The organism is Burkholderia sp. Leaf177, assembly GCF_001424345.1.
In the GTDB taxonomy this organism is placed as follows: Bacteria; Pseudomonadota; Gammaproteobacteria; order Burkholderiales; family Burkholderiaceae; genus Caballeronia.
Genome location: NZ_LMPF01000020.1, coordinates 33284 through 48437, shown reverse-complemented (window position 1 = coordinate 48437; position 15154 = coordinate 33284). Strand labels below are relative to the sequence as shown.

Here is a 15154-nt window from a genome sequence, read left to right as displayed (position 1 = left end):
GCTGCAGGCCTTGTAAAACGCCTGCAGCATGCCGAATCAATTACCCAGCAATGCGTCCGCGAATTCGTCGGCGCTGAATGGCTGCAGGTCTTCCACCTTTTCGCCTACGCCAATGAAATACACCGGAATCGGCCGCTGGCGTGCGATCGCCGCAAGTATCCCGCCCTTCGCGGTGCCGTCGAGTTTCGTCACGATCAACCCGGTTAGGCCGAGCGCATCGTCGAAAGCCTTTACTTGGGCAAGCGCGTTCTGGCCCGTGTTTGCATCGATAACCAGCAGAATCTCGTGCGGCGCGTCCGGCTGCGCCTTCGCAATCACGCGCTTCACCTTGCGCAGCTCTTCCATCAGGTGAAGTTGAGTGGGCAAGCGGCCGGCGGTGTCGGCCATCATCACGTCGATTTTCCGCGCGCGAGCCGCGCCGACAGCATCGAAAATCACGGCGGCTGCATCGCCGCTTTCTTGCGATAGAACCGTCACGTTGTTCCGTTCGCCCCACACGCGCAATTGCTCGCGCGCTGCTGCCCGGAACGTGTCGCCGGCGGCGAGCAATACGGACTGATCGAAGCTTTGCAAATGCTTGGCCAGTTTGCCGATGCTCGTTGTTTTCCCCGCGCCGTTCACACCTGCGATCATCATCACCAACGGTTGCGCGCGGCCTAGCATCAGTGATTTTTCCAGCGGCCGAAGCAGATCCGCGAGAAGCGAGCGGAGCGCGGCCTTCACTTGCATTGCGTCGGTTAGACGCTCGCTGCGCACTTTTTCGCGCAGTTCTTCGAGTAGATATTCGGTGGCGTCCATGCCTGCATCGGACATCAGCAGGGCGGTTTCGAGCTCTTCGTACAGGTCATCGTCAATCTTCGCGCCGACGAAAATGCCTGTCAGCCCCGAACTCGTCTTCGATAAACCCGTCTTCAGGCGAGTGAGCCATGACCGTTTTGCGCCGGCGTCCGCTTCCGGCGGCGGCACGATGACGGCTGTTTCCTGCTGCGCGGTCCATTGCGACGCCGTGCGGCCTTGCCAGTACGGCTTCGTTTCCCCAATCGGCGAATCGTCGACCAGTTGAGCCGGCGTTACGGGAGTGGTGGCGTGAGAAAGCGGCTCGCCGATACTCTCAACCGGCTGCGCCGGTGTTACGGGCGTGGTCGCGTGCTGTAGCTCTTGACCGGTTTCGGACTCCGAATCCAGCTCGATAGCGTCCTCTGCCTGATTTTCATCGGGCGTATCGCTCGTTTTGCCTACTAATCGTTTGAAAAAGCTGAACATGATCTGCTGTGGTGGAGGTGGCGTTTCATCTGTGCCGTCGCGAATGTGTTGATGGTTCGACAGTCCGCGAAAACGCAAAGATGAAGTTGCCATCGTGCCGCGAAAAACCGCTAAAAACAGCGGGAAGAGCCGGGCGAAAAGCGCAAATACGCGAAAGATGCGTATTTTATCAGCCGGCATCGATTGTAGTAGCGGGATGGCGGCGGCCCGTGACATCCGTGGCGGCGGGGCTGTGGTAACGTGCCGCATCGGTGAAAGGCATTGTTATTCACGTACTTTTTCTTCTTTTCCGCGCTCGGCTAACCGTCCGCCCACTCACGCACGTCCATGTCCCGCTCTGACATTACCCGAACGCTCACGAGAAATCCCGAACGCGCCCGCGATAAAACCCGTGAACCCGCAGCGGCCGAACGCGCGCCAAAGGTACGCGAAGCACAGCCATCGCGGGGCGGAAAGGCGCATTCCATTCGGATCATTGGCGGTGACTGGAAGCGCACGCCGTTACCGGTGCTAAGCCTCGACGGTTTGCGTCCCACGCCGGACCGGGTGCGGGAGACGCTTTTCAACTGGCTCGGCCAGTCGCTCGATGGCCGCCAGTGCCTCGACCTCTTCGCCGGGAGCGGCGCGCTAGGCTTCGAAGCCGCATCGCGCGGTGCTCTGCGCGTACTGATGGTGGAGCGCAGCGGCCGCGCAGTCGCGCAGTTAAAAGCGAATCAGGCGCGCCTGGCCGCGAAGAACATCGAAATTGTGGAAGCCGATGCGTTGCGCCTGGCTGCAAATCTGCCGCCGAATTCCTTCGATGTCGTTTTCCTCGATCCCCCTTTCGGCGATACCGCCATGCTCCAGCGCGCACTCGAACTTGCGGCGCCGCTGGTAAAGGCGAGTGGCGTGCTTTACGTGGAGTCGGGGGAACCGATCGACCCGGCGCAAGTGCCCGCGCTCGCCGGATGGGCAATTACCCGCGAAGGCAAGGCGGGCGCGGTCCGCTATCATTTGCTGCAGCGCGAAAATGGTGAATAATGCGCGTTCCAAAATGGCGGGCCGCCATGCGCGGGCCATCGCCGAGCAGGCCGGCGAAACGGCATGATTGATTACGGCTTCTTGTAGATGCCGGTGTCGTCCCAATTTAAATCTGGCGAAGCATCGTCAGTAATTCTGCAAAAAGCCAGAAAAAGTATCAGAAAGAGGAGATGCCCATGGTTACAGCCGTTTATCCGGGAACGTTCGATCCGCTCACGCGCGGTCACGAAGACCTTGTGCGACGCGCATCGAGTATTTTCGATACGCTGGTGGTCGGCGTTGCCGATAGCCGCAACAAGAAGCCGTTTTTCAGTCTCCAGGAACGGCTGGACATTGCCCATGAAGTATTGGGGCACTATCCGAACGTTAAGGTGATGAGCTTCAAAGGCCTGCTGAAGGATTTCGTGCGCAAGAACAACGCGCGCGTGATCGTGCGGGGTCTGCGCGCTGTTTCCGATTTCGAATATGAATTTCAGATGGCCGGCATGAACCGTTATTTGCTGCCCGACGTCGAAACCATGTTTATGACGCCGTCGGACCAATATCAATTCATTTCGGGCACGATCGTGCGCGAGATCGCGCAACTTGGCGGCGATGTCAGCAAATTCGTGTTTCCATCGGTGGAAAAGCGCTTGCAGGATAAAGTTGGACCGATCGCGCCAGATCCCGCTGTGCCGTGAGCGCGCATCACAAAGCCGGCTGAAATGCCGGGCGAAGAGAGTAAAGCATGGCCCTGTTTATTACCGACGAGTGCATCAATTGCGACGTGTGCGAGCCCGAGTGCCCGAACGACGCCATATCGATGGGCGTGGACTACTACGTGATCGATCCGAACAAATGCACGGAATGCGTCGGACACTTTGACGAACCGCAATGCGTGCAAGTGTGTCCCGTCGAATGCATTCCGCGCGATCCGGCGCACGACGAAAATCCCATCCAGTTGATGGCGAAATATCACGCGTTGATGAAAGCGAAGGGCGCCTGAACAAGCGCCCATCCGCATTTACAGCATGGCGCGCAACGCGGCCAGAAGCGCATCACATTCGGCGTCTGTCCCAATGGTGATCCGCAAATGCTGATCGATCCGCGGCAACTTGAAATGCCGCACGAAAATCTCCTTCTCCTTCAGGCTTGCGGCGAGCGTTGCGGCGTCATGTGCCGGATGGCGCGCGAACACGAAGTTCGCGGCTGACGGCACTACATCGAATCCGAGCGCCTTCAGTTCGGCCGATAAACGCTCGCGGCTCTCGACCACTTTCGTGCAGGTATCGCGGAAATACGCGTCGTCGTCAAACGCGGCAATGGCCGCAACCTGCGCCAACCGGTCGAGCGGATACGAGTTGAAGCTGTCCTTTACCCGCGTGAGCGCCTCGATCAGCGCTTCGTGGCCCAACGCGAATCCCACTCGCATTCCGGCCAGCGAACGCGCCTTCGATAACGTCTGGACCACCAGCAGGTTCGGATATTCATCGACTAAAATAGCCGCCGATTCCGCGCCGAAATCCACATACGCTTCATCGATCACGACAACCGAATCCGGGTTCGCCGCGAGCAGAATCCTGATTTCGTCGAGCGGCAACGCGCGCCCGGTCGGCGCGTTCGGATTCGGCAACAGCACGCCGCCATTGGGCGCGCGATAGTCGTCTACATCGATGCCAAAGTCCGCGTTCAGCGGCATGGCACTGAACGCGACGCCATACAACTGCGCGTACACCGGATAAAAACTGTACGTGATATCGGGAAAACGAATCGGCTTGTCGTGCTTGAGGAGCGCCTGGAACGTGTGCGCGAGGACTTCATCGGAGCCATTGCCCACGAACACCTGCTCTGCGCGCAGCCCGTGATGCCGCGCGATTGTTTCGCGCAACGCACGCGCCGTCGGGTCCGGATATTTACGCAGCGAATCTCCGTCGTTTCCAAGTTCGCGCTGGATTGCATCGATAACCCGCGGCGACGGCGGATACGGATTTTCGTTCGTATTGAGCTTCACGGGACGTGCAAGCGCGGGTTGTTCACCCGGCACATACGGCGTCAATTTGTCGACGATCTCGCTCCAGAAACGGCTCACATTTCGCTCCTTATCAGGCATTCAGTTCAGCCAGCGCGATGCAGATTCATCATCGCGCGTTCCATTTCGTCGTTGATCGCGACAGGCATGACGGCGAGTGCGCGTTCAATCGATGCATCGATCACATCCTGTTCTTCACGGCGAGGCGACTTCAGCACGAAATTGGCGACATCGGGCTTCGCGCCGGCGCGCGAGGCTTCGGGAATCAGATCGCGCGGATGCCCGATGCCAATCCGCAACCGCCAATATTGCTGCGACGAAAGATGCGCGGAAATGTCCTTCAAGCCGTTATGCCCGCCGCTGCCGCCGCCGAGCTTCAGCTTGACGGTGCCGGGCGGCAGATCGAGTTCATCGTGCGCGACGAGAATTTCGTCCGGCAAAATCTTGAAAAACTGCGCGACAGCCACGACCGATTGCCCTGACCGGTTCATGAAGGTCTGCGGCTCGAGCAGATGAATTTCATGGCCGTTGAGCCGGCCGCGTCCGTAGTGGCCGTGGAAGCGGCGTTCGTCGCGCAGAGACGCGCCCGAGTCGCGCGCCAGTTGATCGACGAACCAGAAGCCGGCGTTGTGACGCGTCGCGGTGTATTCGGCGCCCGGATTGCCGAGCCCGACGATCAGTTTGATCATGTTCAATCGTGGCGGCATAAAAGCGCGCGAGCATGCTCGGCAAGCTTCAACCGCACCAGAAAAAGGCTAAAAAAAACCCGCCGGAGCAGAGCAACGGCGGGTCACTTTGTCCACTCCTGAGAGTGGACTCAAGCGTACAGGCTTCAGCAGACTTATGCAGCCGGCTTGTCGCCTTCGGCAGCGGCGTCGCCTGCAGCGGCTTCGTCCGAAACAACGGCAGCCGGAATGGTCGCCGAAGCGATAACCGGATTTTCTGCTTCGAGGTGAGCGATCAGCGCCACGCCCTTCGGCAAAACGATGTCCTTCACGTGCAACGCCTGACCCGCTTCGATCTTGGCGAGGTCGAGTTCGACGAATTCCGGCAGATCAGCCGGCAGACATTCGATTTCGATTTCGTTGATCACGTGCGAGATCACCGCGCCAGCCGTTTTCACAGCCGGGTTCGTTTCCTGGTTCAGGAAGTGAACCGGAACCTTGGTGTGCAGCTTCTTCGATGAATCGACACGTTGGAAGTCAACGTGCAGAACCATTTGCTTGAACGGATGGTATTGCACATCGCGCAGCAGGACTTGTTGGGTCTTGCCAGCAACTTCCAGGTCGAGAATCGACGAATGGAAAACTTCTTTCTTCAGCGCGTGCCAAAGGGCGTTGTGATCGAGCTCAACAGCCAGAGCTTCAGCGTTCGCGCCATATACGATACCCGGCGTCTTGCCCGAGTTACGCAGGCGGCGGCTCGCACCCGTACCTTGCAGATTGCGCTCAAAAGCGACTACTTTCATGATTCGACTCCATAATCTGCCCGCGACCAGGCAGTGAAAACGGGGCTGTCCGCGAAAGCGTTCAGCCCCAGAGCAGCGGTTCAGGCCTTCGTTCGCCTGAACCGATTACGCGGTATCGCGAAGTTTTATCCTCCCGATACCGCAAATACTTTCAACCGCTTTCAACCTTCGGCAAATAGCGACATGACCGAGTCGCCGCGACGGATTCGCGAGAACGTCTCGGCCAGCAGGCCGGCGCTCGACAACACGCGCACCTTGGTGCATGCGCGCGCTTCGTCGGAAAGAGGGATTGTGTCCGTGACAACCAGTTCATCCAGTTCCGATGCCGCGATCCGCTCGCCCGCGCCGCCCGACAAAACCGGGTGCGTGGCGTACGCAAACACTTTGGTTGCGCCGCGTTGCTTCAACACTTGTGCCGCCTTGCAAAGCGTGCCGGCGGTGTCGACCATGTCGTCCATGATCACGCACGTGCGGCCTTCCACTTCACCAATGATGTTCATCACTTCAGCGACGTTCGCCTTCGGGCGACGCTTGTCAATGATCGCGAGATCGGTGTTCAACTGTTTGGCCAATGCCCGGGCGCGAATCACGCCGCCTACATCTGGAGACACGACCAGCAGGTTTTCATGATTTTGCTTACGCAGATCGCCGAGCAGAACAGGCGTTGCGTAGATGTTATCGACCGGAATGTCGAAGAAACCTTGAATCTGGTCGGCGTGGAGGTCCATGGTAATGACACGATCCACACCGGCGATTTCCAGCATATTCGCTACGACTTTCGCCGAAATGGCGACGCGAGCCGAGCGCGGCCGGCGATCCTGGCGGGCATAACCAAAGTACGGGATGGCTGCGGTGATCCGGCCAGCGGATGCACGCTTGAGCGCATCGACCATGATCATGAGTTCCATCAGCGTGTCATTGGTCGGCGCGCAGGTGGATTGCAGCACGAACACGTCTTTGCCGCGGACGTTTTCCTGGATCTCGACCATGATTTCGCCGTCGGAAAACCGGCTGACCATTGCCTTGCCAAGAGGGATTCCAAGGATTTTGACGACTTCCTGTGCAAGCGCGGGATTCGCGTTGCCAGTGAATACCATCAGGCCGTCACTGCTCATCGTGCACCTGTTTCTTGGCTGGGCGAGAGGAAAAACGCGGGAAATTAATGGCAGGGGAAGAAGGATTCGAACCTTCGCATGCTGGAATCAAAATCCAGTGCCTTAACCAACTTGGCGACTCCCCTACACTAACTTTGAGTCTCGCCGGGCAGTGTAGGACAAACCCGGCAAAACGAAACTTTACGACGCGAAAGCGAAGAGAGGATGCGAATCCAGGCTTTCGGTCACTTTGCTTTTCCAGCTTGCCGGGAGTTTGGCTTGCGCCATCTCAGCTTCGGCTTTACTACGAAAAGCGGCAAACACGCTCGCTCCAGATCCGGTCATTCGCGCAGGTGAAAGATTCGATAACCACTCCAGCACCTGAGCTACTTCCGCGTACTTCTCTGTCACAACTGCCTGCATATCATTTCGGCCGAAGCTGTCAGGCCAATCTGCGTCAGAACTATGTTGTGCAAGGAAGTCCGTTATTGTGAGGACTTCTGAGTCCCTTGTCAACGCTTTCTCTGAAAAAATCGCGGCGGTTGGAACATGTACCGCAGGACTCACCACCAGGAAAAAGCGTTTTGGCAAATCCACCGACTGCAGCGCTTCGCCTACCCCTTCGGCAAAAGCATTCTGCCCGAAGACGAAAAAAGGCACGTCGGCGCCAAGTTTCAATGCCAGTTCCTGCAGCCCTTGTCTCGACAAACCCAGACCCCACAAGCGGTTCAGGGCCAGCAGCACGGTCGCGGCGTCAGAACTGCCGCCGCCGAGACCGGCGCCCATGGGCAGTATTTTATCAATTTCTATGTTTACGCCAAGGGGGGTGCCGGTTGTCGATTGCAGCAGACGTGCCGCGCGCACAACAAGGTCATCTGCTTCGGGCACGCCGGGGACATCGGTGATGCGGGTTATCACGCCGTCGTCGCGCCGGGTGAAGTGGAGCACGTCGCCCCAGTCGAGCAACTGGAATACCGTCTGGAGCGCGTGATAACCGTCCGGACGACGTCCCGTGATGTGCAGGAAAAGATTGAGCTTGGCCGGCGCGAGGCAATTGCGCAGCGCTGCGCCAGGCAGCGGGCCTGATGAGCCCGGTTGAGTGGAAGCCATGCTTGTGGATGCGAAAAACGTTACTGGTCGAGGACGAGCTTGATATCGAGCGGCGGTTCTTCCCGCGAGAGGTTCAAACGCTTCACGCCGGTGGCGGGTGCATCGGCGTAGGCCAGATAGTCGATCGTCCAGCCGTCCTGCTTGATTTGCTTCAACCTATCATTCTGCGACGATGAATCCATGGTCGTGCGTGCCCGGGATGTCGGCGCCGGCGAAGGTTGCAGCCAATAACGCAAGCCTTCCACGGGCAACGCGAAACCCACCGCATTGCGCATCAGATCGGATACGTTGTCAGCGGTTTGCGGCTCGCGGTTCGGCAATTCCAGCGTGGCCGATGACGGCGATGACGTGACGATTGCCATGGTCTGTCCCAACGGATTGCGCAATTGCAGCGTGACCGTGTCGCCCGTTTCCTGCCAGTCGAAGTTGCCGTACGCGTTGCGTTGCTGACCGTTCTGGTCGTCGTACTGAACGGCGAAACGGCCGTGATACGCGCGGCTCGTCTGCGCCGTGACCGCGGTCGCGGCATTCGATGTAGTCGGAACACGAGGCTTGACCGCACAACCGGAGAGCACCACGGCGCTTGCCGCCATCAACGCCAGTGCGCTGCGTCGAGCGCGCTGGCCGTTCAGGACATTCATTGCATTCAAGTTCAAAGGTCGTTCACCTGGAATCGTTTGAGCGTTTTGACGAGTGTGTCGTTGCCGGGTTCAAGCTTTTGCGCCTGGCGCCACGTGCTGCGCGCCTGGTCCTGTTGCCCCGACTTCCACTGCACTTCGCCAAGATGCGCGCCAATTTCAGCATTCGGCTGCAAATCGTAGGCTTTCTTCAGGATGCTGGCCGCTTCAGCGTCGTTGCCCTGCCGATATTTCGCCCAGCCAAGGCTGTCCATGATGAACGCATCATTCGGCGCCAGCGATACCGCCTTCTCAATCAGCTTCACCGCTTCATCCAGCCGCTCGTTGCGATCGACGAGTGAATAGCCAAGCGCGTTGTACGCTTGCGGATTGTCCGGCTGCGTCTTCATCAGCTTGCGAAGCTGCGTTTCCATGACCTCGTAATGCCCGTTTTTCTCGGCGGCCATGGCGTAGTCGTAAGTGAGATCAGGATCTTCGGGGAAAGCTGCCGACGCCTTCGACAAAGCCGTCTCCGCTTCCGGATAACGCTGCGCCTGGAACAACAACGACGCATCGGTCCGGGCGAGCAAGGCAAGGTCCCGCGGATCCGATGTCTGCAGGCTGCCGAGCAACTGGCGAGCTTCATCGACCTTGCCGTGGTTCGCCAGAATCTGCGCGCGCGTGACTTGCGCCGGCAAATACTGCTGGCTCGAGCGCGTGATCTTGTCGAGATACTGGTTCGCGGCGACATCGTCCTTTTGCTCGAGCGAAAGTTGCGCGAGATAGATGTACGCCTGACCCGGATCAGCGCCCGGTGTGGCCTCAGCCGCCTTTGCGTACTGAGTCAGATAGTCCTTAGCCTTGTCCGGCTGCTTCTTCTGAATGTTGATCAACGCGAGCGCCATCAGCGGCGTCAGATCCTTCGCGTCGTTCTTGCGCATGACTTCGAACTGCTTCTGGGCGTCATCGAGCCGATCCGCCGATAAATACAGTTGCGCCAGCGCAAGCCGTGCGTCATGCGATTTCGGATTCTTGTCGAGGTACTTTTCGAACGAAGCGATGCCTTCGTTGCGCTCGGCCGGTCCCATGCGCGCGAGCGTCAACGCTGCGGGCAAGTAGTCGGGCTTGAGCTGCAGCGCCTTTTCAAGCGATGCCTTCGCGCCCGGCTGATCGTCGGCGGCGAGTTGCTGGCGGGCGAGCGCCAACTGCGTTTCGGGCCGGTCCATGTCGTTCTTGACCAGGTCCTTCAACACATTCAAACCGCCCACGCGGTTCGGCCCGCGCGAGATCAAAACCTGCAGCGAAATGATCGCGTCGCCACGCTGCTCGGCCGGGATCTTTGCGAGTTCGCCAGCAAGAATCGGCTCGGCGTCGTCGGGCTTGCCGGACAAGATCAACAACGATGCGCTCAACTGCGCCGCGCGTTCCGAGTTCGGCGAGAACTGCTGCCAAAGCTGAACGGCCGTCAGCGCGTCGTTGGGACTTTGTGCGGCAATCGCAATCTCGGTGGCGCGCTGGGCGAACCGTGGATCATGCGTGTCACGAGCAAGCGCGAGATATGTCTGGTAAGCAGGCGCGGCCTGATTACGCTGCAACGCGACTTCGGCCGCGAGCACCTGGAACACGATCTGGCTGGACGCTGCAATGTTGGGCAGGTCCTGCGTTTCCTTGCCCGTAGGTGGCGCGGTGATCAGGTCTGCTGCGTTGATTGAAGCCTGATTGTCGTCCGGAGAAGGAAGTTGCGCCGGGCTCTGGGCGTAGGCGGAGGAGCCGAGTGCGAACGCTGCCACGGCAAGCGCCACAGCCGCCGCGAGCTTGCTCGGCGAGACCGGCTTACCGCGTGCCGCAATCGTTTCAGCGGCCGCTGCACGTTGCTTCGAAAACAGCTTAACGAAGGACAAGTTCATGGAAATCCGATCAATGTTTCAGTCGATTGTAACGCGCTCGCTACAATACGCGCACGTCCCACAGCAAGTTGCAGACCAGTAAAACATGCCAGAGCTGCCGGAAGTCGAAGTAACCCGACGCGGTATTGAACCGTTCGTTGCCGGCCGCCGTGTCGAGCGTGTCGATATCCGCACGCCCGCGCTCCGGTGGCCCATTCCCGCGCATCTTTCAAAGACGATGAAAGCGCTGAAAATCGACAAGGTCGAGCGGCGCGGCAAGTACTTGTTGTTCGAAACCTCTGACGGTTGGCTGATCGTGCATCTCGGCATGACAGGAACATTGCGTGTTTTGCGTAACGTTCCGCGTCCTCCCGATGCTGCAAAGCATGATCATATCGATTTGATCTTCGACGACTTCATTTTGCGCTTCCGCGATCCGCGGCGTTTTGGCGCCGTGCTCTGGCATTCGCGCGAGGACGGCGATGTTCTCGATCATCCGCTGCTCGCCGGTTTGGGCGTGGAGCCGTTCACTGCCGGGTTTTCCGGCGCACTGATGTACCGGCTGACGCGCGGGCGCAAGGTGTCGGTGAAACAAGCGCTGCTCGCCGGAACGATGGTCGTTGGCGTCGGCAACATCTATGCATCGGAAAGCCTGTTTCGTGCGGGAATCCGGCCGACAACCGCCGCCGGTCGCGTTTCCCTCGTTCGCTACGATCTTCTCGCCGACGCCGTACGCACGACGCTCGCGGCGGCTATCGAAAAGGGCGGCAGCACGCTGCGTGATTTCGTTGGCAGCAACGGCGAGTCGGGTTATTTCCAGCTCGATTATTTCGTCTATGATCGCGCCGGCCTGCCATGCCACGTTTGCGGAACGGCCATCAAACACATCGTGCAAGGCCAGCGATCCACGTACTTTTGCCCGCGCTGCCAGCGCTAGCCCACATGCTCCAGCTCACCGACTTCTCCGCGCGCCTGATCGCGTGGCAACGCGTTCACGGACGTCACGACCTGCCGTGGCAAAACACGCGCGATGCTTATCGGATCTGGCTGTCCGAGATCATGCTGCAGCAGACGCAAGTGTCGACGGTGATTCCGTATTACGCACGGTTTCTCGAACGTTTCCCCGATGTCAACGCGCTCGCCGCCGCGCCCGTCGATGACGTCATGGCGCTGTGGGCCGGCCTCGGCTACTACTCGCGCGCGCGAAATCTGCATCGATGCGCCGATGTCGTCGCGACCGAGCATGGCGGCGCGTTTCCTCGCGGTGTCGATGAACTCGCGGAATTGCCAGGCATCGGCCGATCGACGGCGGCGGCGATTGCGTCCTTTGCATATGGCGCGCGCGCGACGATTCTCGATGGCAACGTGAAGCGCGTCCTGGCGCGTGTGTTCGGCGTGGAAGGTTTCCCGGGCGAGAAGAAAGTGGAAAACGCGATGTGGACGCTCGCCGAATCGCTTCTGCCCGACGCCGCGCACAAGGACGACGTCACGGCCTACACGCAAGGTTTGATGGATCTGGGCGCAACGCTTTGCGTGCGTGGCAAGCCGGATTGCCCGCGCTGCCCGTTCGCGCCGGATTGCGTGGCGAACGTCACGCATCGGCAAAAGGAATTGCCAACGGCTCGGCCGAAAAAAACGGTGCCAACGCGCAAGACGTGGATGCTGGTATTGCAGGACGGCGATACGGTTCTGCTGGAAAAACGCCCGCCGACGGGAATCTGGGGCGGTTTATGGAGCTTGCCTGAAGCCGCCGATGAAGACGCTCTGGCCGCTGTCGCGCATAGTCTCGGCGGCGGAACGGACAAGCTTCAGCGCCTGAGCCCGTTCACGCATACGTTCACGCATTTCAAGCTGGATATCGAGCCGCGTCTCGGGCGCGCGGACGCGGCGCCCGAACTCGCCGATAACCGCACGGTGTGGGCGCCGTTATCGAATATCGACGCGTATGGCGTTCCTGCGCCGGTCCGCAAACTCCTGGACGCACTGCAAGGCTCGCTGATCTGAACTGAGTTGAATTACAGAAGCTGATGCTGCTGCATGTAGTGATGCACGACATCGATACGCGCCGCTGCATCTTCCAGTTCCATCAGCTTTTGCCGGGCGCGCATGGGGATCGGCAAAATCTCGGACAAACGGTTCGATACCCACGTTGGATCGTCGAGCAGAAAGGGCTCGGTGAAAGGCAGATCCTTGGGTTCCCGCGCCTTGATTGCATCGATGATCCGCTCCAGCACCTCCGCGCACGCGCCGAACTTGGCTATCGCTTCGGCATTTTCCAGCGGCGCGTCGTCGCCGATTGTTTCCGCCACGCCAACCAGCAAATTGCTCGGTTCCACTCGATGCGAGAGCAGCCGGAAGCGCGTCGTGCCGCGTGCCTGGATCAGCAGCATGCCGAACGTGTCCACGTCGCATTGCGTGATTTCGGCAAGACAACCAATGGCTTCCGGCACCGACGGATCTCCCGGCGAAGCAATCTCGTTACCGCTTTTCAGCAGGCACACGCCAAACGGTGTGCCCTCGCGCAGACACGCGCGCGCCATGTCGAGATAGCGCGCTTCGAAGATTTTCAGGGGAAGATGGCCACCGGGAAACAGCACGGTGTGCAAGGGAAACAGCGGCAGGTCGGCGAGAAGGGGATTGGTGGACATCGCGCGCTTCTTCTAAAAAGACCGTCCGAAGGCGATCAGGTTTGCAAGGGCGCGACGTGTCCATCGATGGCGATGGGTGCGTCGCGATGCCGCACGATTACGTTGGCGCTTTCGCCAAAACGCGCGGCGAGCGTCTGGGCGATGAACACCGAGCGGTGCTGACCGCCGGTGCAGCCAATCGCGACCGTGAGGTAACTGCGGTTATCTTCGCGAAACTGCGGCAACCATTTCGCAATGAACGTGCCGACGTCGTCGATCATCTGATGAACCATCGGCTGAGCGGAAAGAAAATCGATCACCGGCTGGTCGAGGCCCGTCAGCGGCCGCAACTCGCGGTCGTAATAGGGATTCGGAAGCGTGCGGACATCGAAGACGAAATCGGCGTCGAGCGGCACGCCGCGCTTGAATCCGAACGATTCGAACATCAGCGTCAGGCCGGCCGTTTCCTGCTCGACAAAACTCTTGACCCACGCGCGCAGGACGTTCGCGCGCAGATTGCTCGTGTCGATCTGATGGCCGAATTCCGCAAGCCCCGACACCAGTTCCCGTTCCCGTTCGATCGCTTCGCCAAGCGATGTGTGCAGGCCGACATCGGCGTCGTGCGTGGGTGAACCGGACAGAGGATGACGACGGCGTGTTTCCGAAAAACGCTGGATCAGCGACTGCGTGCTTGCGTTGAGGAACAGCACGCGGACATCGAAGGACTGCGTGAGGCCGTTGATGATGGCCGGAACTTCGTCGAGCGATCGGCTGGAACGTGCGTCGATGGCGACCGCGAGGCGCGCCTGACCTTTCGACTCGAGATAAGTCGCGAGTTCGGGCAGGAAACGCGGCGGCAAGTTGTCGACGCAATAGTAGCCGGCGTCTTCGAGCGCGTTCAGGGCGACGGATTTGCCAGAGCCGGAAATGCCGGTAATCAGGATGATGCGCATGAATGAGGACTCGTCAGATTGGGCGAATAGTTCGGGTCCAGACGTCACCGGCTCGTTAGTCCACCGATCAGATCAGCTTGCCGGGGAACTGGCTCTCCGGATCCTGCATGGCGAGGCGCTGACGATCCATGAAGTCCCGCAAGGTATCGATACCGCGCAGTTGCAGGATCGTATTGCGCACAGCCGCTTCGACCAGCACGGCGAGGTTTCGGCCGGCAGCCACCTGGATGGTGACCTTGCTGATTGGCAAGCCGAGTACATCGACCGCCTGGCTTTCCAGTGGCAGCCGCTGGAATTCGCCGTCCGGCCGACGCACGAGCTGAACGATCAGCTTGAGCTTCATTTTCCGCCGAACTGCGGTTTCACCAAAGATGGTTTTGATGTCCAGGAGGCCGAGGCCGCGCACTTCGAGCAAATTCTGCAGCAGCGGCGGGCATCGTCCTTCGACAAAGTCCGGACCGAGGCGCACGAAGTCTACTGCGTCGTCCGCGACAAGACCGTGACCGCGGCTGATCAGCTCCAGCCCGAGTTCGCTTTTGCCAAGGCCCGAGTCGCCGGTGAGCAGCACGCCCATACCGAGAATATCGAGAAATACGCCGTGCAGCGTTGCGCGCGGCGCGAGGATGCGCGACATGTAAAGCCGCAAACTGTCGATTACCGCGGCTGCGGACATGCGTGTGGTGAAGAGCGGCGTGGACGAACGCGTGCAGCGCAAAACCAGTTCGGGCGGCGCGCCGACTTCGCCCGCGACCACCAGGAAAGGCGGTTCGAGTGCGATCAGCTCGGCCATGTTGCGCGAGCGGTCTTCGTCGGACTGACGCTGGTAGTAGGTGATTTCGGCGTCGCCGAGCACCTGGATACGGTTGGGGTGAATCAGGTTCAAGTGGCCGACCAGATCGGCACTCGATGTTGCATTGGCGACCGTCTCTGTCGAGAAACCGCGTTCCCAGCCTTCGTGACCTGTCAGCCAGCTGAGTTTCAGCGCGGCCGCGTTGTCGTCGAAAATACTCTGGGCATTGATGCTGGACGTATCCATGAGGCCGGAACTCCGTGAGGGGCCGCGAGCGCTGGGCAGCTGAATGGGCCGGGGTTGGCTCGTTCAATGCTC

At 59.7% G+C, this 15154-nt stretch carries 16 protein-coding genes and 1 tRNA gene; 5 read left to right on the top strand and 12 right to left on the bottom strand.

All coding sequences use genetic code 11. From position 1 onward, the window contains the following. Positions 1–36 precede the first annotated feature (36 nt). Positions 37–1356: a signal recognition particle-docking protein FtsY gene (gene ftsY, locus ASG35_RS13810; protein WP_442854834.1), complete on the bottom strand. Its 1320-nt coding sequence runs from the start codon at positions 1354–1356 to the stop codon at positions 37–39. Positions 1357–1590: 234 nt separating this feature from the next. Here ftsY and rsmD point away from each other — a divergent pair, with 234 nt between their 5' ends. From rsmD to ASG35_RS13795, 3 genes are all read left to right on the top strand, one after another. Continuing rightward, positions 1591–2283, top strand: coding sequence for a 16S rRNA (guanine(966)-N(2))-methyltransferase RsmD (gene rsmD, locus ASG35_RS13805; protein ID WP_082508376.1), 693 nt, complete (start codon positions 1591–1593; stop codon positions 2281–2283). Positions 2284–2459: 176 nt separating this feature from the next. Continuing rightward, complete coding sequence (coaD, locus tag ASG35_RS13800; protein ID WP_056357966.1) at positions 2460–2963, top strand: pantetheine-phosphate adenylyltransferase; 504 nt, start codon at positions 2460–2462, stop codon at positions 2961–2963. Between the two features lie 47 nt (positions 2964–3010). Beyond that, a complete protein-coding gene (locus tag ASG35_RS13795) occupies positions 3011–3268 on the top strand; it encodes a YfhL family 4Fe-4S dicluster ferredoxin (protein ID WP_056357963.1) in 258 nt (85 codons plus the stop codon). Between the two features lie 18 nt (positions 3269–3286). Here ASG35_RS13795 and hisC read toward each other — a convergent pair whose 3' ends face one another. The 8 genes from hisC to ASG35_RS13755 all read right to left on the bottom strand — a co-directional run bounded on the left by hisC (position 3287) and on the right by ASG35_RS13755 (position 10487). Continuing rightward, positions 3287–4351: a histidinol-phosphate transaminase gene (hisC, locus tag ASG35_RS13790; protein ID WP_056358811.1), complete on the bottom strand. Its 1065-nt coding sequence runs from the start codon at positions 4349–4351 to the stop codon at positions 3287–3289. A gap of 26 nt (positions 4352–4377) precedes the next feature. After that, positions 4378–4980: an aminoacyl-tRNA hydrolase gene (gene pth / locus ASG35_RS13785; RefSeq protein WP_056357960.1), complete on the bottom strand. Its 603-nt coding sequence runs from the start codon at positions 4978–4980 to the stop codon at positions 4378–4380. Between the two features lie 152 nt (positions 4981–5132). Beyond that, the gene (locus ASG35_RS13780; protein ID WP_056357957.1) at positions 5133–5759 is read right to left on the bottom strand and encodes a 50S ribosomal protein L25/general stress protein Ctc; all 627 of its coding nucleotides are present in this window, start codon (positions 5757–5759) and stop codon (positions 5133–5135) included. A gap of 161 nt (positions 5760–5920) precedes the next feature. After that, positions 5921–6874, bottom strand: coding sequence for a ribose-phosphate pyrophosphokinase (locus ASG35_RS13775; protein ID WP_056357954.1), 954 nt, complete (start codon positions 6872–6874; stop codon positions 5921–5923). Positions 6875–6922: 48 nt separating this feature from the next. Further along, positions 6923–6999 (bottom strand) — tRNA-Gln (locus ASG35_RS13770). A gap of 55 nt (positions 7000–7054) precedes the next feature. Then, on the bottom strand, positions 7055–7963 hold the full coding sequence (gene ispE / locus ASG35_RS13765) for a 4-(cytidine 5'-diphospho)-2-C-methyl-D-erythritol kinase (protein WP_056357951.1): 909 nt from the start codon (positions 7961–7963) through the stop codon (positions 7055–7057). Between the two features lie 20 nt (positions 7964–7983). After that, positions 7984–8604 (bottom strand): lipoprotein insertase outer membrane protein LolB, encoded by a 621-nt coding sequence (gene lolB / locus ASG35_RS13760; RefSeq protein ID WP_056357947.1) that lies wholly within the window; start codon positions 8602–8604, stop codon positions 7984–7986. 11 nt (positions 8605–8615) lie between these two features. Continuing rightward, positions 8616–10487: a tetratricopeptide repeat protein gene (locus tag ASG35_RS13755; protein WP_056357944.1), complete on the bottom strand. Its 1872-nt coding sequence runs from the start codon at positions 10485–10487 to the stop codon at positions 8616–8618. Positions 10488–10572: 85 nt separating this feature from the next. On the opposite strand from ASG35_RS13755, the gene mutM reads away from it, so the two are divergent. Next, positions 10573–11403 (top strand): bifunctional DNA-formamidopyrimidine glycosylase/DNA-(apurinic or apyrimidinic site) lyase, encoded by an 831-nt coding sequence (gene mutM / locus ASG35_RS13750; RefSeq protein ID WP_056357941.1) that lies wholly within the window; start codon positions 10573–10575, stop codon positions 11401–11403. Positions 11404–11408: 5 nt separating this feature from the next. Further along, positions 11409–12470, top strand: a complete 1062-nt coding sequence (mutY, locus tag ASG35_RS13745; RefSeq protein WP_056357939.1) for an A/G-specific adenine glycosylase — start codon at positions 11409–11411, stop codon at positions 12468–12470. Positions 12471–12481: 11 nt separating this feature from the next. Here the strand turns inward: mutY and ASG35_RS13740 are convergent, their stop codons facing one another. The 3 genes from ASG35_RS13740 to hprK form a co-directional block, all read right to left on the bottom strand. Continuing rightward, positions 12482–13114: an LON peptidase substrate-binding domain-containing protein gene (locus ASG35_RS13740; RefSeq protein WP_056357936.1), complete on the bottom strand. Its 633-nt coding sequence runs from the start codon at positions 13112–13114 to the stop codon at positions 12482–12484. A 35-nt stretch (positions 13115–13149) separates the two neighbouring features. Then, the gene (gene rapZ, locus ASG35_RS13735; RefSeq protein ID WP_056357933.1) at positions 13150–14046 is read right to left on the bottom strand and encodes an RNase adapter RapZ; all 897 of its coding nucleotides are present in this window, start codon (positions 14044–14046) and stop codon (positions 13150–13152) included. A 67-nt stretch (positions 14047–14113) separates the two neighbouring features. Next, positions 14114–15082 carry an HPr(Ser) kinase/phosphatase gene (gene hprK, locus ASG35_RS13730; RefSeq protein ID WP_031357600.1) on the bottom strand — a complete coding sequence of 323 codons (969 nt, stop codon included), beginning with the start codon at positions 15080–15082 and terminating at the stop codon, positions 14114–14116. Positions 15083–15154 lie beyond the last annotated feature (72 nt).